At 71.4% G+C, this 18,305-nt stretch carries 17 protein-coding genes; 9 read left to right on the top strand and 8 right to left on the bottom strand.

Annotated elements, in window-relative coordinates; all coding sequences use genetic code 11:
- Positions 1 to 12: 12 nt before the first annotated feature.
- The gene (locus tag BMY61_RS01550; RefSeq protein ID WP_042442203.1) at positions 13 to 981 is read right to left on the bottom strand and encodes a pirin family protein; all 969 of its coding nucleotides are present in this window, start codon (positions 979 to 981) and stop codon (positions 13 to 15) included.
- A 38-nt stretch (positions 982 to 1,019) separates the two neighbouring features.
- Positions 1,020 to 1,958, bottom strand: a complete 939-nt coding sequence (locus BMY61_RS01545; protein ID WP_042442202.1) for a LysR substrate-binding domain-containing protein — start codon at positions 1,956 to 1,958, stop codon at positions 1,020 to 1,022.
- A gap of 110 nt (positions 1,959 to 2,068) precedes the next feature.
- On the opposite strand from BMY61_RS01545, the gene BMY61_RS01540 reads away from it, so the two are divergent.
- Entirely contained in the window at positions 2,069 to 2,623 is a 555-nt protein-coding gene (locus tag BMY61_RS01540; protein WP_042442200.1) for a peroxiredoxin, read from the top strand.
- Positions 2,624 to 2,627: 4 nt separating this feature from the next.
- Complete coding sequence (locus BMY61_RS01535; RefSeq protein ID WP_042442198.1) at positions 2,628 to 3,158, top strand: alkyl hydroperoxide reductase; 531 nt, start codon at positions 2,628 to 2,630, stop codon at positions 3,156 to 3,158.
- Between the two features lie 181 nt (positions 3,159 to 3,339).
- Here BMY61_RS01535 and BMY61_RS01530 read toward each other — a convergent pair whose 3' ends face one another.
- The 3 genes from BMY61_RS01530 to phoH2 all read right to left on the bottom strand — a co-directional run bounded on the left by BMY61_RS01530 (position 3,340) and on the right by phoH2 (position 7,288).
- Positions 3,340 to 4,587, bottom strand: coding sequence for an AI-2E family transporter (locus BMY61_RS01530; protein WP_052438283.1), 1,248 nt, complete (start codon positions 4,585 to 4,587; stop codon positions 3,340 to 3,342).
- A gap of 343 nt (positions 4,588 to 4,930) precedes the next feature.
- Positions 4,931 to 5,590, bottom strand: coding sequence for an aggregation-promoting factor C-terminal-like domain-containing protein (locus tag BMY61_RS01525; RefSeq protein WP_042442196.1), 660 nt, complete (start codon positions 5,588 to 5,590; stop codon positions 4,931 to 4,933).
- Between the two features lie 375 nt (positions 5,591 to 5,965).
- On the bottom strand, positions 5,966 to 7,288 hold the full coding sequence (phoH2, locus tag BMY61_RS01520) for an RNA 5'-3' helicase PhoH2 (protein WP_042442195.1): 1,323 nt from the start codon (positions 7,286 to 7,288) through the stop codon (positions 5,966 to 5,968).
- A gap of 212 nt (positions 7,289 to 7,500) precedes the next feature.
- Between phoH2 and BMY61_RS01515 the strand changes: the two genes are divergently transcribed.
- Positions 7,501 to 8,016, top strand: a complete 516-nt coding sequence (locus BMY61_RS01515; RefSeq protein ID WP_042442193.1) for a SigE family RNA polymerase sigma factor — start codon at positions 7,501 to 7,503, stop codon at positions 8,014 to 8,016.
- On the top strand, positions 8,013 to 8,792 hold the full coding sequence (locus tag BMY61_RS01510) for a hypothetical protein (protein WP_042442191.1): 780 nt from the start codon (positions 8,013 to 8,015) through the stop codon (positions 8,790 to 8,792). The genes BMY61_RS01515 and BMY61_RS01510 overlap by 4 nt, the downstream gene beginning before the upstream one ends.
- Positions 8,793 to 8,844: 52 nt before the next feature.
- Here BMY61_RS01510 and BMY61_RS01505 read toward each other — a convergent pair whose 3' ends face one another.
- On the bottom strand, positions 8,845 to 9,636 hold the full coding sequence (locus BMY61_RS01505) for an isoprenyl transferase (protein WP_042442190.1): 792 nt from the start codon (positions 9,634 to 9,636) through the stop codon (positions 8,845 to 8,847).
- A gap of 108 nt (positions 9,637 to 9,744) precedes the next feature.
- Here BMY61_RS01505 and mgrA point away from each other — a divergent pair, with 108 nt between their 5' ends.
- From mgrA to BMY61_RS01485, 4 genes are all read left to right on the top strand, one after another.
- Positions 9,745 to 10,785, top strand: a complete 1,041-nt coding sequence (mgrA, locus tag BMY61_RS01500; protein ID WP_075003707.1) for an L-glyceraldehyde 3-phosphate reductase — start codon at positions 9,745 to 9,747, stop codon at positions 10,783 to 10,785.
- Positions 10,786 to 10,945: 160 nt separating this feature from the next.
- Entirely contained in the window at positions 10,946 to 12,523 is a 1,578-nt protein-coding gene (locus BMY61_RS01495; RefSeq protein WP_042442189.1) for a chitinase, read from the top strand.
- 140 nt (positions 12,524 to 12,663) lie between these two features.
- Positions 12,664 to 13,923, top strand: coding sequence for a type III PLP-dependent enzyme domain-containing protein (locus BMY61_RS01490; RefSeq protein WP_042442188.1), 1,260 nt, complete (start codon positions 12,664 to 12,666; stop codon positions 13,921 to 13,923).
- Positions 13,923 to 15,587, top strand: coding sequence for an N-acyl-D-amino-acid deacylase family protein (locus BMY61_RS01485; protein WP_042442187.1), 1,665 nt, complete (start codon positions 13,923 to 13,925; stop codon positions 15,585 to 15,587). Before BMY61_RS01490 ends, BMY61_RS01485 begins: the two co-directional genes overlap by 1 nt.
- Here the strand turns inward: BMY61_RS01485 and BMY61_RS01480 are convergent.
- Both BMY61_RS01480 and BMY61_RS01475 read right to left on the bottom strand, forming a co-directional pair.
- Positions 15,536 to 16,114: a TetR/AcrR family transcriptional regulator gene (locus tag BMY61_RS01480; RefSeq protein WP_042442186.1), complete on the bottom strand. Its 579-nt coding sequence runs from the start codon at positions 16,112 to 16,114 to the stop codon at positions 15,536 to 15,538. The genes BMY61_RS01485 and BMY61_RS01480 overlap by 52 nt on opposite strands.
- Before the next feature lie 64 nt (positions 16,115 to 16,178).
- Entirely contained in the window at positions 16,179 to 17,618 is a 1,440-nt protein-coding gene (locus BMY61_RS01475; RefSeq protein WP_177240371.1) for a cellulase family glycosylhydrolase, read from the bottom strand.
- Positions 17,619 to 17,727: 109 nt separating this feature from the next.
- On the opposite strand from BMY61_RS01475, the gene BMY61_RS01470 reads away from it, so the two are divergent.
- Positions 17,728 to 18,303, top strand: coding sequence for a hypothetical protein (locus BMY61_RS01470; protein ID WP_052438281.1), 576 nt, complete (start codon positions 17,728 to 17,730; stop codon positions 18,301 to 18,303).
- Positions 18,304 to 18,305: the final 2 nt, after the last annotated feature.

Here is an 18,305-nt window from a genome sequence, read left to right as displayed (position 1 = left end):
CGCCCGACTCCGTCAGCGCTCCCGGCCGCGCGGCTTGAGCCGCAGGCCGGGCAGCTCGGGGGCGGGGATCGGGGCGCCGTCGAAGCCGTGGACCTCCCCGAAGCGGTCACCCGTCATCCACGCCTCGCGGGCCTCGGCGATCTCCTCGTGGCTGCGGCCGACGAAGTTCCACCACATCACCAACTGCTCGGCGAAGGGCTCACCGCCGAGCAGCATGATCTCGGCGTGGCCGTCGTCCGCGCGCAGCGGCAGTTCACGGCGGCCGCAGCCGAGGTAGAGCAGGGAGCCCGCCTCGACGCGGACACCGTCGACCGTCGCGGCGCCGGACATGGCCAGCACGGCGTACTCGAAGTCCGGCTGCAGCGGGAGGCGCGCGTCCGCGCCTGCGGCGAGCGTGAGGTCGGCGCCGACGATCGGGGTGAAGGCCCGGCCCGGAGAGGTGGCGCCGTCCAGGCTGCCGAGGATGACGGTCGCGTCCACACCCTGGCCCTTCACCCGCGGCAGCTCCGCGTGGTGCTCGAACGTCGGGTCGGTGAACCGGTGCTCGTCGGGCAGGGCCACCCACAGCTGGGCGCCGTGCAGCCACTTGCCGTGGGCGCGCGGCGACTGCTCGGAGTGGGAGATGGCCCGGCCGGAGGTCATCAGCCCGAGCTCGCGCGGGCGGACCGTCTGCACCGAGCCGAGGCTGTCGCGGTGCTCGACCAGGCCGTCGTGCAGCCAGCTCACCGTCTGCAGGCCCATGTGCGGATGGGGTGCGACCTGCATGCCGGGCTCGGTCTCGATGTCGTCCGGGCCGTACTGGTCGACGAAGCACCAGGCGCCCACCATCCGTCGGCCCAGGTTCGGCAGCAGACGGCGGACGACGGTGCTCTCACCGAGCTGCACGGGGCGGCCGGTCAACAACTGGCGGACCGGCTCGGCGGAGACGTCCTCGCGACCACCGCACACGCTCGGCTGGGGCTTCAGGTCCAGGTTGCTCATGCCCGCCAGGGTAGGACCCGGCAGGGCCGAACGGGGGTTCACACACCCACGATGTGCACCGGGAGTTCACGCACGGCGTCGCGCAGCGAGTCGGCGAAGCGCTGGTACTCAGCAGTCCGGGGCGAGGAGGGCCGGTGGGCGAGGCCGACGCGGCGACCCGGCGCCGGTGCGCCGAAGCGGGTGACCGACAGGGCGGAGGCGCGGCTCGCCTCGACCGGAACGGCGGTGGCCGGCAGCAGGGTGACCCCGAGCCCGCCCGCGACCAGCTGCACCAGCGTGGACAGCCCCGCCGCACGAGTGGCGCCCGGCTCGGCGCCGACCTCGCGGCACAGGTCCAGCGCCTGGTCGCGCAGGCAGTGGCCCTCCTCCAGCAGCAGCACGTCCAGGTCCAGCAGCACGTCCCTGGGCACGTCGGCGCGGCCGGCCAGCGCATGATCGGGCGGGGTGACCAGGACGAAGTCCTCGTCGTAGAGGGGGATGTCCACCAGCCCCCCGCCGGCCGGCAGGGCGAGCAGCAGCAGGTCGAGCCGACCGGTCGCGAGCCCGTCCAGCAACTGGTGCGTACGCTCCTCGTGGACGTGCAGCTCCAGGTCCGGGTAGCGGTCCCGGGCCAGCCGCAGCACCGTCGGCAGCAGATACGGTGCGATCGTCGGGATGACCCCGAGGTGCAACGGGCCGGTGAACGGCCGCCGCGAGGCCTCGACCTCCTCGGTCAGCGCCTGCAGCGCGCCGAGGACCGAGCGGGCGTGATCCGCCACCCGTTCCCCGACCGGAGTCAGCAGCACCTTGCGCGTCGTCCGCTCGACCAGCCGCACGTCCAGCGAGTCCTCCAGCGCCGCCACCGCCCCCGACAGCGCGGGCTGGCTCATCCGCAGTGCGGCCGCCGCCTCCCGGAAGTGCAGGTGCTCCGCCACCGCGGCGAAGGCGCGGAGCTGGGAGACCGTGGGCGGACGGCTGGTGGTGCGGGCCTTACTGATAACTTCCTCCGATCAACGGCTTCGATTCTAGCTATTTCACTGATCAATGTCCGACATGCGAGATTGGCAGGGCTCACCGCACACGTACCGGATCTCGGAGGACACCCCTCATGCTCACCATCGGTGACCAGTTCCCCGCCTTCAAGCTCAACAGCGTGGTCGGCCCGTCCGCCGACAAGCTGGAGTTCAAGGAGATCGCCGGCGAGGACCTGAACGGCTGGAAGGTCGTCTTCTTCTGGCCGATGGACTTCACCTTCGTGTGTCCGACCGAGATCGCCGCGTTCGGCAAGCTGAACGAGGAGTTCACGGACCGTGACGCGCAGATCCTCGGTGTCTCCGGCGACTCCGAGTTCGTGCACCACGCCTGGCGCCGGGACCACAAGGACCTGGCCGACCTGCCCTTCCCGATGCTGGCCGACATCAAGCACGACCTGATGCGCGCCTGCGGCATCGAGAACGAGGACGGCACCGCCCAGCGCGCCGTCTTCATCGTGGACCCGAACAACGAGATCCAGTTCGTGATGGTCACCGCCGGTTCCGTGGGCCGCAACCCCAAGGAGGTCCTGCGGGTCCTCGACGCCCTGCAGACCGACGAGCTGTGCCCGTGCAACTGGAACAAGGGCGAGGCGACGCTGGATGCGGACGCGCTGCTCGCGGGCGAGTGATCGTATGGCACTCGACGCACTGAAGGCGGCCCTGCCGGAGTACGCCAAGGACCTCAAGCTCAACCTGGGCTCGGTCATCGGCAACTCCGAGCTGCCGCAGCAGCAGCTCTGGGGCACGGTCCTGGCCTGCGCGATCGCCTCCCGCAGCGAGCGGGTCCTGGCGGAGCTGGAGCCGGAGGCCCGCGCCAACCTCAAGCCCGAGGCGTACGACGCGGCCAAGGCCGCGGCAGCGATCATGGCGATGAACAACGTCTACTACCGGACGCTGCACCTGCTCTCCGACAAGGAGTACGGGACGCTGCGGGCCGGCCTGCGGATGAACGTCATCGGCAACCCGGGCGTGGAGAAGGTCGACTTCGAGCTCTGGTCCCTGGCGGTCTCGGCGATCAACGGCTGCGGCCAGTGCCTGGACTCCCACGAGCAGGTGCTGCGCAAGGCGGGCGTGGACCGCGAGGTCATCCAGACGGCGTTCAAGATCGCCGCGGTGATCCAGGCCGTCGGCGTCACGCTGGAGGCCGAAGGCCGCCTGGCGTGAGCTTCGCCTCCCGCAGGTAGTCCCTACGCAGGGGCGCGAGGAACTGCGCGAGCAACCACCCAGTACGGATGGGCCTGCTCGTTCGGCGAGTCACCACACACGGTGGCTTGTCGCGCAGTTCCTCGCGCCCCTGGACGTTTGCCGGGTTGCTCGCATGTCGAACCCCGCGCCCCTGTCGTGGTTACTCGGGTGCCGCCGCTGCGGTCAGCGCCGCGCGGACGTCCTCGTCGACCGCGTGCCGGGCCCGCAGGTACCCGACGACGGTGTTGGTGACCGCGACGAGCGGGACCGCGACGACCGCGCCGCCGATGCCGCCGATGATGGAGCCGCAGGCCACCGCGAGGATGACCGCCAGGGGGTGGACCCGGACGGCGCGGCCGAGGATCAGGGGCTGGAGCAGGTGGCCCTCGATCTGCTGGACGCCCAGCAGCACCGCGAGCACCAGCAGGGCCGTGACCGGCCCATGCGTGACCAGGCCGATGAGGACCGCGATCGTGCCGGTGACCAGCGCGCCGACCAGCGGGATGAACGCGCCGAGGAAGATGATCACCGCGATGGGCATGGCCAGCGGCACGCCCAGCAGGTAGATGCCGATGCCGATCGACAGCGAGTCGATGAAGGCGACCACCACGGTGCCCCGCACGTACGCCGTGAGCGTGGCCCAGGCGCGCGGGCCGGCGCCGGCCGCGGACATGCGGGAGCGGACCGGGAGCAGCCGCAGGCACCAGCCCCAGATCCGCTCACCGTCGTACAGCAGGAAGAACGTGCAGAACGCCGCCAGGAAGACCCCGGTGACGATCTCCACGACCACGCTGACCGTGGAGAAGCCGAACGAGGTGATCTGGTCGCTGTTGGTTCCGATGACCTTGGTCAGCTGGCTGGAGAACTGGTTGATCTGCGTGTCCGTGAGGTGCATCGGACCGGTTTCGAGCCAGGACTTGATCTGCCGGATTCCCTCGTTGACGTGTCCGGTGACCTCGCTGAGGTTCGCACTGACCTGCCAGACCACGAACCAGGCGACCAGGGCGATGCCCACCAGGCCGCCCAGGAACGTCAGCGCCGCCGCCAGGCCGCGCGGGACGCCGTGGCGCCTGAGCCAGGAGACGGTGGGCTCCAGCAACGCGCTGATCAGCAACGCGGCCACGAAGGCCAGCGCGACGATCCGCAGCGTGCCGACGACCTGCAGCAGCACCCAGATGCCCGCGCCGACCAGCAGCAGCCGCCACATCCCCTCCGCGGCCACCCGGAGCGTCCACGGCACGGCCTCGGCCGGGTGTGCGGGACGGGCGGGGTAGGGCGGGCTGTCCGGCGCGGTGACCGCCACGGCCCGGGGCGGCGGGGTGACCTGGAGCGCACGCTCGGGCACATGCACGTGCACGGCCGGGTCCGGCGTCTCCACCGCCGCAGCCTCGGTGCGCCGCCGGGTCATCCACCCGCGCCACGTCGCCCATGCGTTCCCCGCGCCCGCCATGCCGTCCGCCCTCGCCTCCACAACAGGTTCGGCTGTGAACGCTACCTGCTGGCCGTGACCGGTGGGCCCGCCCCCACGGGAAACCTTCGGCTCGGCCCATGGGAGCTATCAGATTTTTTTGGGCAAATACGGAAAAACAGGTTTAGTGCTGTGAGCGCCCGGGGACGGTCATCCACGAGGCCGTCCCGCACACGCGGCCTCTCCGTGGGAGAAGTAGGAAGCCCCCGATCGGACAGGGATCGGGGGCTTCCGCGCGTTCCAGCAACGGCCGGGGCGAGTGACGCGGCCGGCGCAGCAGAACTCAGTAGTAGCTGTGGGCCTGCCAGAACGCCCAGGCGTCACAGGGACTGCCGTAGCGGGAGTTCATGTAGTTGAGGCCCCACTTTATCTGCGTGGCCGGATTGGTCCGCCAGTCGGCACCGACCGAGGCCATCTTCGAGCCGGGCAGAGCCTGGACCAGGCCGTAGGCCCCGGAGCTCGGGTTGGTCGCGGTGTAGCTCCAGCCGCTCTCGCGCGTGACGATGTGGCTGAAGCAGGAGAACTGGGTCGCGTTGCCGATGATCGACGCAGCGAGTGCCTGCACCGAACCGGGGCTGTAGGAAACCAGCTGCTGGCGCTGCGCGGCGGCAGCAGCCCGCGACGCGGCCTGCTCCTTGGCGCGCTGGTCGGCCGCGGCCTTGGCATGTGCGGCGTCAGCGGCCTTCGCGCGGGCGGCCTCGGCGGCTGCCTTCTGCGCGGTGACCAGTGCGGCGGACTGCTGAGCGTCGCTCTGACGGACCAGGTTGTCCGCGACAGTCTGCGCCGAGCCGCCCGTGGGGACTTCGGCAAGAAGGGTCGAGCCCGCCACATCGGAGACCGTGGTCGGCTTCGACTCGCCCGAGGCGACACCGACAACAGCACCGACAGCGGTCACGGCGGTGGCGGAGGCCACTGCCATCCCCCGAACCGAGATCCGGTTCACATGGTTTCCTTCCAGCGTCGCCCGCATGATGACCGAACGGACGAACCCCGCCCCTGACGCTGGCCTCCCCCATGCTCTGGTCACGGAAGACGCGGGCCCGCTGCGCCCCGGTCTCCCGGAGCGCGTTCTGATCGGGCGGCGTGCGGCGTGATGCGTTGCCACACGCAGGGCCTGACAGACCCCACACACTGCCGCACGGCAACGCGCAAGCGCAATTCCCGTTTGCGTGGCGAAACTCACACAGCCCATCCGGCCACTGATTCTCGCCAGTCGCTCGCCTATCGTCTGACGAATCGTTACGATGCTGTGCCCTCCCACGCCGTGAGGACGCGGGAGGGCACAGCATCAAGGAGATTCAGACCGATTCATCCCTGTTCAGGCGTGGATGTCCTCCAACATCTCGGTCACCAGTGCGGCGATCGGCGAACGCTCCGAGCGGTTGAGTGTCACGTGGGCGAAGAGCGGATGGCCCTTCAACTTCTCGACGACCGCGACCACGCCGTCGTACCGACCGACTCTGAGGTTGTCGCGCTGGGCGATGTCGTGGGTCAGCACGACCCGCGAGCCCTGGCCGATCCGGGACAGAACGGTCAGCAGCACGTTGCGCTCCAGCGACTGCGCCTCGTCGACGATCACGAACGCGTCGTGCAGCGAGCGGCCGCGGATGTGGGTCAGCGGCAGCACCTCCAGCATTCCGCGGGAGAGCACCTCCTCGATGACGTCCGGGGTGGTCACCGCGGAGAGGGTGTCGAAGACGGCCTGGGCCCAGGGGCCCATCTTCTCCGCCTCGCTGCCCGGCAGGTAGCCCAACTCCTGCCCGCCCACCGCGTACAGCGGACGGAACACCATCACCTTGCGGTGTTGGCGCCGCTCCAGCACGGCCTCCAGGCCCGCGCAGAGCGCGAGCGCGGACTTGCCGGTGCCGGCCCGACCGCCGAGCGAGACGATGCCCACCTCCTGGTCCAGCAGGAGGTCGAGCGCGACCCGCTGTTCGGCGCTGCGCCCGCGCAGCCCGAAGGCCTCGCGGTCGCCGCGGACCAGCCGGACCCGTCCGTCGGCGGTGACCCGGCCGAGCGCCTTGCCGCGCTCCGAGGTCAGCACGAGCCCGGTGTGAACCGGGAAATCGCGCGCCTCGGTGATGTCGACGGTGTCACCTGTGAACAGGCCGTCAACCTCCTCGGCACTGACGGCCAGTTCGGACATTCCGGTCCAACCGGAGGTGATCGCCAGCTCGGCCCGGTACTCCTCGGCCAGCAGGCCGACGGAGGAGGCCTTGACCCGCAGCGGCAGGTCCTTGGAGACGACCGTGACGTCGTACCCCTCGGCCTGCAGGTTCCTGGCCACCGCCAGGATCCGGGTGTCGGCGTCGCCCAACCGGTAGCCGGCCGGGAGGACGGAGGGATCGGTGTGGTTCAGCTCGACCCTGATCGTGCCGCCCAGCTCGCCCACCGGAATGGGCGCGTCGAGCCGGCCGTAACGGACCCGGTAGTCGTCCAGCAGCCGCAGGGCCTGCCGGGCGAAGTATCCGAGCTCCGGGTGGTGTCGCTTGGCCTCCAACTCGGTCACCACGACCACGGGCAGCACGACCTCGTGCTCCTCGAACCTGGTCATGGCGCTCGGGTCGGCCAGCAGAACACTGGTGTCGAGGACGTACGTGCGCCGGTCGTGCAGACTCCGGCGGCTCTTGGAACTGACCACAGGGCCTCCCGGGCAGGTGGCCCGGTGCCACCCGCGCTCGCCGCGGTCCCCGGCCCCGATGGCCGAGGTCACGGTCTGACTCGGGTATTCCCCAGGCGTCCCATTCCATGCAGACGTCGCCGTCCTGACGACCAAGATTCACCTGCCGGTGACCTACGGAACGGTGGCTCCGACCGGGCAACCTTTCCCTCCGGAACGGACTCTGGAGGGGCATGCACACCGCGAACCAACTCGACTTCCACGACTTCGCGGCCTCACGCTGGCCCCGGCTGTTCCGGCTCGCCCTGCTGTTGACCGACGATCAGGGCCTGGCCGAGGACCTCGCGCAGAGTGCGCTGACGGCCGTGTACGCCTCCTGGAGCCGCGTCAGACGCGCCGACGACCCCGACGCGTATGCGCGCCGCATCCTGCTCAATGCCCATCTTGGGCGTTTCCGGAGGAAACGGCCCATGGAGGTGCCCCTCGTGGCGGAGGCCGGGCCCTCGGTACCGGACCCCGCCGGGGCCGTGGACACCCGCCTCGCCCTCAACGCCGCCCTCGCCTCCCTGCCGCCCCGGCAGCGTGCGGTGGTGGTCCTGCGGTACTGGGCGGACCTGACCGAGGAGCAGACCGCGGCCAGCCTCGGCTGCTCGGTCGGCACCGTCAAGAGCCAGGCGTCCAAGGCGATGGCCAAACTGCGCGTCCACCCCGCGCTCGCGCACGCTCCCGAGGAGGTCCACAACCGATGAACGCCTTCGACGAAGCCGTCCTGCACGAGGCGCTCGACGAGCGAGTCGCCCCGGTCCCGGTGCCACCGCTCCCCCTGGCGTCGATCGTCGACGCGGGCACCCGCCGCCGGCGCGCCCGCCGACTGCTGAGCGGGGCCGGGGTCGCCGCGGCGGTGGCGGCTACCACCGTGATCGCCGCGACGGCCTGGTCCGGACCGTCCGAGGTCCGCCCCTCGGCACCGGCCACTCCGAAGTCCACGCCCTCGCCGACGGTGTCGGCCGCGCTGCCGATGCTGGACCGGCTGCCGACAGGAGTCCTCGCGGGCCACCACTGGTCGCTCCGCGTCGTGACCTACCGGGAGCAGGGCGACGGCCTGTACTGCCTGCAGTGGAAGGTCGCCGTCGACGGGCACGAGAACCCGGAGCTGAACGGCGGCTGCGACGGCGTCCCGCAGGGCCAGCACGACTACCAGATGCAGGAGATGGACGTGCAGCGCGATCCGCGGCTGCACACCTCACCGCAGATCGGCGTGCTGTTCAGTGGCAACACCGCACCGGCGGGCGCGGTGACCCTGCGTGCCACGTGGGGCGGCGGCTCGGCCACCTCGCCGGTGTTCATGCTGCGCGGCGACATCCGGCGCTACTTCGTGCTGGCCATCCCCTACGTGCCCGGGCATCCGAGCGCGTACTACACCGTCCACCTGGCCTTCCTCGACAGGAACGGCCGGGTGATCCCGGACTACATCAGCCGACCGCCGGTGCAGTGGCGCCTGAACTACCCGACCTATGTGAAGTAGCCCGCGTGTGGCAGCCCGGGGCCCGGCCGGTCCCGGGCACGCCCTGGGCGCCCTAGACGCCGTAGCGGCGGTTGCGGGCGGCGTAGTCGCGCAGCGCGCGCAGGAAGTCGACCTTGCGGAAGGCGGGCCAGTAGGCCTCGCAGAAGTAGAACTCCGAGTGGGCCGACTGCCACAGCAGGAAGCCCGAGAGTCGCTGCTCGCCCGAGGTGCGGATGACCAGGTCCGGGTCCGGCTGGCCGGAGGTGTAGAGGTGGCGGGAGATCTGCTCGATGTCGATCATCTCGGCGATCTGCTCCACCGGCTTGCCCGCCGCGCCCTGCTCGCGCAGCAGCTTGCGGACGGCCTCCACGATCTCGTGGCGGCCGCCGTAGCCGACGGCGACGTTGACGAGGAGTCCGGGGTTGTCGGCGGTGGCCTGGTCCGCCTCCTTGAGGACCGCGGCCGTGGACGCCGGCAGGAGGTCCAGCGCGCCGACGGGGTGGACCCGCCACTGGCCGCTCGCGGCCAGGCCGCGGACGGCCTCCTCGATGATCCCGAGGAGCGGCACCAGCTCCTCGGCGGGCCGGGTGAGGTTGTCCGTGGAGAGCAGCCACAGGGTGACCACCTCGACGCCCGTCTCCTCGCACCAGCCGAGGAACTCGGGGATCTTGTCCGCACCGGTCTGATGGCCGTCCTTGGTGGACATGCCCACCGCGCGGGCCCAGCGCCGGTTGCCGTCCAGCATGACGCCGACGTGCCGGGGCGCACGGGCGCGGTCGAGGTGGGCCTCGACGCGCTGGCCGTACAGACCGTAAACGGCGTTCCGGAGCAACGGCGTACGCCGGACCAACTTCCCGATGTCCATGACGACGGCCCCTCCTGATGCTCGCGCGTGCGGGGGCCACCCTACTCCCCGACGGTTAATGTTCAGTGTGGAGACAAAACCCCGGCCCCTTCCCCTGGAGAGCACCTCGTGATCCCTGCCCCCTATCAGCCCGCCGAGACGCGGTACGACGGCTCGATGCGCTACCGCCGGACCGGGCGCAGCGGGCTGAAGCTGCCCGAGATCTCCCTCGGTCTGTGGCACAACTTCGGCGACGACCGGACCCTCGACGTGCAGCGCGCCATCCTGCGCCGGGCCTTCGACCTGGGCGTCACCCACTTCGACCTGGCCAACAACTACGGCCCGCCCTACGGCGCCGCCGAGGCGAACTTCGGACGCCATCTTGCCGCCGATTTCCGGCCGTTCCGGGACGAACTGGTCATCTCGACCAAGGCGGGCTACGACATGTGGCCCGGCCCGTACGGCGAGTGGGGTTCGCGCAAGTACCTGACCGCGAGCCTGGACCAGTCGCTCAAGCGGATGGGCCTGGAGTACGTCGACATCTTCTACTCGCACCGGTTCGACCCGGAGACCCCGCTGGAGGAGACCATGGGCGCGCTCGCGTCCGCGGTCCAGCAGGGCAAGGCGCTGTACGCCGGCATCTCCTCCTACAGTGCGGAGAAGACCCGCGAGGCGGCGGCGATCCTGCGTGACCTGGGCGTTCCGCTGCTGATCCACCAGCCGTCCTACTCGATGCTGAACCGCTGGATCGAGGACGACTCCCTGCTGGACGTGCTGGAGGCGGAGGGCGCCGGCTGCATCGGCTTCGCGCCGCTGGCCCAGGGCATCCTCACCGACCGCTATCTGAACGGCATTCCGGCGGACTCGCGGGCGGCGCAGGGCAAGTCGCTCGACCCGGCCTCGATCGACGACCGGACGCTGGCGAAGCTGCGCGGACTGAACGAGATCGCGGCCTCACGCGGCCAGTCGCTGGCGCAGCTCGCGCTCAGCTGGCTGCTGCGCGACCCGCGGATGACCTCGGCCCTGATCGGCGCCTCCTCGGTGGCCCAGCTGGAGTCCAACGTGGCCGCCGTGCAGGGTGCCGCGCTGACGGACGCGGAGCTGACCGAGATCGACCGGTTCGCGACCGACGCCGACCTCAACCTCTGGGCGAAGTCCAGCGAGGACTGAGGCAGTTGGGTGCTGCTGTGGTCTGGACCACAGCAGCACCTTAACCAGGCATTAAGGCGCGCGGCACCCCCTTGACAGCACGAATGGTCTAGTCCAACTTGTGTGGCGGGCTTCATCTTCCGTCTCTCCCCGCTTCCCCCACAGTTGGAGACAGACCCTTATGCCTTCCCCGCGTACTGTGAATGCCGCGCTGGCCTCCGTGGCCGCGCTCGGCCTCGGCCTCACCGGCATCGTGGCCTTCAGTGGCGGCGCCAGCGCCGACACCACCAACCTCGTGGTCAACCCCGGTTTCGAGACCGGCTCCCTGGCCAACTGGACCTGTGACGCCGGCACCGCGACGGTCTCCTCCGCGACCGTCCACTCCGGCTCCTACGCGCTGGCGGCCACCCCCACCAGCTCCGACGACGCGCAGTGCACCCAGACCATCAGCGTGCAGCCGAACTCCTCCTACACGCTGAGCTCCTGGGTCAACGGTCCCTACGTCTACATGGGCACCCAGGGTGACGGCACCACCGACGTCAGCACCTGGTCCTCGCAGAGCTCCTGGAACCAGCTGAGCACCAGCTTCAAGACCGGCGCCTCCACCACCAGCGTCACCCTCTACCTGCACGGCTGGTACGGCCAGTCCACCTACTACGCCGACGACGTGGTGCTGAGCGGCGCGGCCGGCTCCAGCCCGAGCCCGACGCAGACCCCCACGCAGAGCGCCTCCCCCACGGCCTCCGCGTCGGCCTCGGCCTCGCCGACGCAGAGCAGCACCCCCACCCAGAGCAGCTCGCCGACGCAGAGCGCCTCCCCCACCGCGACCGCCACCTCCACCGGCGGGACCGGCGGCGGCACCAACCCCAAGCACTGGGTCACCGGGTACTGGCAGGACTTCGACAACGGCGCGACCGACCAGAAGATCAGCGACGTCAGCTCGCAGTACAACATCATCGCGGTCGCCTTCGCCAACGCCGACTCGGCCGGTGACGGCGGCATCACCTTCTCGCTCGACCCGACCCTGCAGAGCAAGCTCGGTGGTTACACCGACGCGCAGTTCAAGGCGGACATCGCCGCCAAGCAGGCGCAGGGCAAGAAGGTGATCCTCTCGATCGGCGGCCAGAACGGCACGATCTCGATCACCAGCGCCGCGCAGGCCACCGCCTTCGCCAACAGCGCGTACTCGATCATGCAGAACTACGGCTTCAACGGCGTGGACATCGACCTGGAGAACGGGATCAACCCGACCTACATGTCCTCCGCGCTGCACCAGCTCGCCGCCAAGGCCGGCTCGGGCTTCATCCTGACCATGGCCCCGCAGACCATCGACGTGCTGAGCGCCTCGTCCGACTACCTGGCCACCGCGCTGCAGGTCAAGGACATCCTCACGATCATGAACACCCAGTTCTACAACTCGGGCTCCATGAACGGCTGTGACGGCGGGGTCTACAGCGAGGGCAGCGTCGACTTCATCACCACCATCGCCTGCACCGCGATCCAGGCGGGCCTCAGCCCCAACCAGGTCGGCATCGGCGTCCCGGCCTCGACCAGTGCGGCCGGCAGCGGCTACGTCGCCCCGAGCGTGGTCGAGAACGCGCTGAACTGCCTGGCCAAGGGCACGAACTGCGGCACCTTCAAGCCCAGCGCCACCTGGCCGACCATCGGCGGCGTGATGACCTGGTCCACGAACTGGGACGCCAGCAACGGCAACCAGTTCGCCAACGGCGAGGGCGCCTTCACCAACGCCATGCCGTAACCACCGAGAGCTGAAGGGCCCGGCACTCCGAGGGGGAGTGCCGGGCCTTTCCGTCTCCGAAGACCCGCTGGCAGGATGGGCAACAGACGTTGCAAGGCGCGCGACCGATGCACAGCAGAGCACCACAGAGGAGCCGTTCCATGGACCAGGCCGCACTCGACGAGCTGGGCGAGACCGTCGTCGACTGGCGCTTCAAGGGCATGCCGATGGGCGGCAGCGCCACGGTGAACCAGCTGCGCGACGCCAGGCTCGGCCTCTTCGACGGGGGCTTCGTGACCCCGCTGCTCACCCTGGACGCACCCGCGCTCGACCACAACCTGGAACTGATGGCCTCCTGGGCCGCGCGCCACGGCCTGGCCCACGCGCCGCACGGCAAGACGCCGCTGGCGCCGCAGCTGTTCGACCGGCAGCTGAAGCTGGGAGCCTGGGGCATCACCGCCGCGACGCCGAGCCACGTGCAGATGTACCGGCACTTCGGTGTGAACCGGATCTTCCTCGGCAACGAGCTGGTCGACGCCCCGGCCCTGCGATGGCTCAGCGACGAACTCGCCCGCGATCCGGAGTTCCGCTTCGTCTGCTATGTCGACTCGGTTCACGGCGTGGAGTTGATGGACGCCGCGCTCACGCACCGGGTCGACGTCGTGGTCGAGCTCGGAGCGGTCGGTTCACGCACCGGTGTGCGGTCGCGGGCCGAGGCCGACGAGGTCGCGCGAGCGGTGCGGGCCTCGCGGTGGCTCCGGTTGGTCGGCGTCGCCGGCTACGAGGGCACCTTGGCGGGCGTCGACGAGACGCGGGCGGCCGTGCGCGAGTGGCTGCAGGAGCTGGTGGACGCCGCGCACCGCTTCGACGCCGACGGCCTCCTCGCCGACGCCGAGGAGATCGTGGTCAGCGCCGGGGGCAGCGAACACTTCGACCTGGTCGCGGAGGCCCTGACCGAAAAGAGCCTGGAGCTCTCCCGCCCGGTCCTGCGGCTGCTGCGCTCCGGTGCCTACGTCACCCACGACCACCTCCACTACGCGAAGATCACTCCGCTGACGGAGGAGGCCGAGCACTTCATCCCCGCGCTGAAGCTCTGGGCACAGGTGGTCTCCCGCCCCGAGCCCGGCCTCGCGCTGGTCAACGCGGGCAAGCGCGACGTCCCCTACGACCTGGGGCTACCGCTGCCCCTGGAGATCCGCGACGGACGCACGGGCGAGGTGCGGCCCGCGGCCGGGCTCTCCGTCACCAAGCTCTCCGACCAGCACGCCTTCGTCTCGGTCACCCCCGACGTGGAGCTGATGGTCGGCGACCTGATCGGACTCGGCCTGTCCCACCCGTGCACGGCCCTGGAGAAGTGGCAGCTGATCCCCGAGGTCGACGAGCACGACCGGGTCGTCGACTACATCCGCACCTTCTTCTGATGAGAACCGTCCTGCGGGGCGCGCTCGTCGTCGACGGCACCGGCGGCGCGCCCTACCGGGCCGACGCCGTCCTCGACGGCGGGCGCGTGGCCGCCCTGCACCGGGAGGGCGACCCGGGGCCGCGTCCCGGCGGCGGCCGGGTGGTGGACGCGGACGGCCTGGTGCTCGCGCCCGGCTTCGTCGACATGCACGCGCACTCCGACCTGGCGCTGCTGACCGATCCCGCCCACGAGGCCAAGGTGGCGCAGGGCGTCACCCTGGAGGTCCTCGGGCAGGACGGGCTCTCCTACGCGCCGGTCGACGACACCACCCTGGCCGGCCTGCGCCGCCAGATCGCCGGCTGGAACGGCGACCCGGCGGACGCCGACTTCGACTGGAGCTGGCGCAGCGTCGGCGAGTACCTGGACCGGCTCGACGCGCAGGGCATCGCCGTCAACGCCGCCTACCTGGTGCCGCAGGGCACGCTGCGCGCGCTCGTCCTCGGCTGGGAGGACCGTCCCGCGACCCCCGCCGAGCTGGAGCGGATGCGGCAGGTGCTGGCGCAGAGCCTGGCCGAAGGGGCGGTCGGCATGTCCTCGGGCCTGACCTACACCCCCGGCATGTACGCCGACACCGCCGAACTCACGGCGCTCTGCCAGGTGGTGGCGGACCACGGCGGCTACTGGTGCCCGCACCACCGCTCCTACGGCGCGGGCGCACTGGAGGCGTACGCCGAGGTCGTCGGCATCGCGCGGGCCGCCGGCTGCGCCCTGCACCTCGCTCACGCGACGATGAACTTCGAGGTCAACCGGGGCCGGGCCGGCGAGCTGCTGTCCCTGGTCGACGCCGCGCTGGCCGACGGCGTCGACGTCACGCTCGACACCTACCCCTACCTCCCCGGCTCGACCACCCTCGCCGCGCTGCTCCCCGGTTGGGCCGCGGCGGGCGGCCCGGCCGAGACGCTGCGGCGCCTGACCGACCCGGCCGCGCGGGCACGCATCCGCGCCGACCTGGAGGTGCACGGCTCCGACGGCTGCCACGGCGTCGTCGCCGACTGGCACACCGTCCAGGTCAGCGGGGTGCGCGAGCCGGCGCTGCGCCCGGCGGTCGGCCTGACGGTCCACCAACTCGCGCGCCGGGACGGGGTCGAGCCGTTCCAGGCGTTCACCGACCTGCTCGTCGCGGACGGCCTCGGCACGACGATCCTGCAGCACGTGGGCCACGAGGGGAACGTCCGCGCGATCATGCGCCACCCCGTCCACTGCGGCGGCAGCGACGGCCTGCTCGTCGGCGACCGACCCCACCCGCGCGCCTGGGGGACCTTCCCGCGCTATCTGGGCACCTACGTCCGGGAGTCCGGCATCCTCAGCCTGCCGGAGGCGGTCCGCCACCTCGCCGCGACCCCCGCCCGCCGACTCGGCCTGCGCGACCGCGGCCAGGTCCACCAGGGCTGGGTCGCCGACCTGGTCCTGCTCGACCCCGAATCGGTGGCCGAGCAGGCGACGTTCGACGAACCCCGACGCCTGCCGCGCGGGATCCCGTACGTCTTCGTGGACGGCGTGGCGGTCATGGACGACGGCCGCCGCACCGGCGCCCTCCCCGGCCGGTCGGTCAGGCGCGGCGGGCGGGCGCGTCAGAGCACGGCGAGCCGGGCCACCAGCAGCTCCGTCCGCTCCTCCGCGTAGGTCGGCGGCAGCCGTTCCGCGCGGGTCAGGGTCGCCAGTCCGTGCAGGGAGGCCCAGAACAGCTCGGTGAACACCCCCGGGTGGACGCCGTCACCGGCGACGTCGCCGAGGCTCTCCAGCAGGGCGGCGAAGGCGTCCTTGAGAGGCTCGGGGGTGTCCTCCTTCGCGAACGTCAGGCCGCCGTCGAGCTGGAACATGGCGTCGTAGACCGCCGGGTTGCGTGCGGCGAAGTCGAGGTAGGCGCGGGCGAGGGCGGTGACGCGCTCGCGCGGGCCGCTCGCGCCGGCGGCCGCGGCCCGGACCGCCGCGGCCAGCTCGGCGGCGCCTTCGAGGGCGACGGCGCCGATGATCTCCCGCTTGCCGCGGAAGTGGCTGTAGAGGACGGGTTGGCTGTACTCGATGCGTTCGGCCAGCCGGCGGGTGGTGACCGCGTCCCAGCCCTGCTGCTCGGCAAGCTCGCGGGCCGTCGCCACGATCAGGCGTTCGCGCTCCGCCCGCTCGCGTTCCTTGCGTTCCTGTACCGACATGAATCGATGCTAGCACCGCTAGACAATCGAGCGGCAGTAGAAAGTCGTGGTTCGCGGTGAGGGATCAGCCCACGTTCTGCGACGGCGACGTCGGGGTCAGCCGGAGGGTGTGCACCGTCCCCGGGACCGGATGGGTCACCGTCACGGAGAGGACGTGACGCGACGGGTCCCACGCGCTGGTGAAGTCGGCGTCGAACTCGACCTGCGGGCCCAAGGGGAAGTCCGACGGCGGGAGGTAGACGTCCGTGGTGCCCACCACGCCCGCCACGTCGCGGAACTGAAGGGTGAAGACCAGGGTGCCCTTGTCGTAGTCGAACTCCACCGGCACGCCGGCGACCACGCGGGGGTACGCGGTCTGCAGCACCCCGGCGATGTCCGCCGGCTTCCCGGGCCTCGCCCACGGGGACCACGCGCCCGGTGCCGCGTCGCAGCAGGCGGAGCCCGCCATCAGGGCGTCCACCAGCTCCTGGACGTGGTCGACGTACAGGTGCGCACCGGGGGCGGTCAGGTCCGCGCCCCAACCGCCGACCAGCAGCGGGGCGTTCAGGCGCCTGGCGGTGCGCAGCGCCTGGATCGCCCAGGAGCCGAGCAGGCGGTCGGTCCAGAAGACGCCGGTGCCGGTGTAGCTGCCGCCCGGGTCCAGCGACGCCGGGTACAGCTGGGGCGCGTAGCCGATACGGGCCGTGCCGTGACGCGGGTCCGGGAGGTACGGCAGGGCGCTGGGCAGCCCGGTGTCGGCCGAGGCGGCCTCGGGCTCGACGAAGAGCCAGTGGTTCGGGTCGACGTCGCGGATCCTGGTGATCACACGCTCGTAGAAGGCGGCGAGCGGCCCCGTCTCGAAGGCGGGGCCCTGCACCGAGCCGCCCCAGGGACGGTCCAGCAGGTCGAAACCCACGACGGCGTCGGCCGGGGTGAGCGCACCGGGGCCGTGGGTCAGGTGCGCCGTCAGGTACCGCGCGACGTGCACCCAGGCGGCGGCGTAGCGGTCCTGCAGGTCGGGGGCGTCGTCGCGGGTGCGCCAGAAGGAGTCCGCGGCGGTGATCCGGGCGGCGTCGACGGCGGCCGGCAGGGCCGCGGTACCGGGGGGCGGACCGTAGGCGTCCTGGGCCATGGCCAGCACGACGTGGTCGCCCGCGGCGGCGTAGCGGTCGACGCGTTGGACCAGGTCGGCGAGGTAGGCGTCGTCGTAGTGGCCGGGGCGCGGCTCGACCCGGCTCCAGTGCAGCAGGACGCGGGCGAAATCGTCGCCGAGCAGGCCCTGTTCGGCGAGGACGGCCCGCGCCGTGGGAGCCGCGGAGGCGCCCTGCAGGCCGGTGTCGTCGGCGTCCAGTCCGTACAGGACGAGCGCGCGACCCTGGGCGTCCGTCAGGAAGCGCGGCCCGGTCGCGCCGACCGCCGCCGGGGTGCCGAGGTTCAGCAGCACGCCCGCCGCGCAGGCCAGCACCACCAGCGCCGTGACCCAACGACGCACCCGTCCCCGCACCCGCCACCCCCCTGCAGCCATCGTGATCGTAGATCGCGGAGCTGGGAGCCCGCAGGGAGTCGGTGTCCTGATTCTGTACCAACCTCGGCGGCGACGGACGGCGGCTGGTGCGTACGGATACAGTCCGCCCATGACTCCGACGCTGGACCGTCCGCGCGTCGTGCTGCTCACCGGTGTGGGCGCCGCGCTCCTGCTGGTGCTGGCCCTCGGCACGGACGTGGTCTGGCTGCGGATGACCCAGGACGTCCCGCTGGTGCCGCGCACCGAGGCGCTCGGCGTGCCACCGTTGCTGCCGGGCCTGCGACCGAACCCGCGCGGGGACACCACCTGGGCGTTCACCTGGGCGGAGGATTTCGCGGCGCTGCTGCTCCTGGGCACGGTGGCCGGGCTGCTGCGTCGGCACGTGCTGCGCCACCCCTACGCCGGCGCGGGCCGCCGGCTGCGGGCCGGATGGGCCGCGGTCGTGGCCGGCGGGACCCTCGCGGGCGTCTTCCGCGGGATGGCGTTGGCGCGGATGACGGGCGCGGCTCCGCTCGGCTGGACGGTCCATCCGCTGGCCGGGGCGGTCTCCGGCGCCTGCTGGGGGGTGGCGCTCGGTTGGACCGTCGGCCTGGCCGTCGCACTGGTCGGCGTGCGGCGTACCTCAGTGCGACTCGAAGCCCCACATGGCGAACATCACCGGGCGCCTGGTATGGGAAGGCGTTAGCA

It is taken from the genome of Streptacidiphilus jiangxiensis (assembly GCF_900109465.1).
Lineage (GTDB): Bacteria > Actinomycetota > Actinomycetes > Streptomycetales > Streptomycetaceae > Streptacidiphilus > Streptacidiphilus jiangxiensis.
Note: the sequence above shows the minus strand (reverse complement) of the source record. Positions and strands in the feature narration are given on the sequence as shown.

Coding starts and splice junctions, on each gene's coding strand:
- BMY61_RS01495 (WP_042442189.1), top strand. CDS start 10,946: ATGCCTTCCCCGCGTACTGTGAATGCCGCGCTGGCCTCCGTGGCCGCG.
- BMY61_RS01480 (WP_042442186.1), bottom strand. CDS start 16,114: ATGTCGGTACAGGAACGCAAGGAACGCGAGCGGGCGGAGCGCGAACGC.
- BMY61_RS01475 (WP_177240371.1), bottom strand. CDS start 17,618: ATGGCTGCAGGGGGGTGGCGGGTGCGGGGACGGGTGCGTCGTTGGGTC.
- BMY61_RS01485 (WP_042442187.1), top strand. CDS start 13,923: ATGAGAACCGTCCTGCGGGGCGCGCTCGTCGTCGACGGCACCGGCGGC.
- BMY61_RS01550 (WP_042442203.1), bottom strand. CDS start 981: ATGAGCAACCTGGACCTGAAGCCCCAGCCGAGCGTGTGCGGTGGTCGC.
- BMY61_RS01530 (WP_052438283.1), bottom strand. CDS start 4,587: ATGACCCGGCGGCGCACCGAGGCTGCGGCGGTGGAGACGCCGGACCCG.
- BMY61_RS01505 (WP_042442190.1), bottom strand. CDS start 9,636: ATGGACATCGGGAAGTTGGTCCGGCGTACGCCGTTGCTCCGGAACGCC.
- BMY61_RS01490 (WP_042442188.1), top strand. CDS start 12,664: ATGGACCAGGCCGCACTCGACGAGCTGGGCGAGACCGTCGTCGACTGG.
- BMY61_RS01470 (WP_052438281.1), top strand. CDS start 17,728: ATGACTCCGACGCTGGACCGTCCGCGCGTCGTGCTGCTCACCGGTGTG.
- BMY61_RS01510 (WP_042442191.1), top strand. CDS start 8,013: ATGAACGCCTTCGACGAAGCCGTCCTGCACGAGGCGCTCGACGAGCGA.
- BMY61_RS01515 (WP_042442193.1), top strand. CDS start 7,501: ATGCACACCGCGAACCAACTCGACTTCCACGACTTCGCGGCCTCACGC.
- BMY61_RS01540 (WP_042442200.1), top strand. CDS start 2,069: ATGCTCACCATCGGTGACCAGTTCCCCGCCTTCAAGCTCAACAGCGTG.
- BMY61_RS01535 (WP_042442198.1), top strand. CDS start 2,628: ATGGCACTCGACGCACTGAAGGCGGCCCTGCCGGAGTACGCCAAGGAC.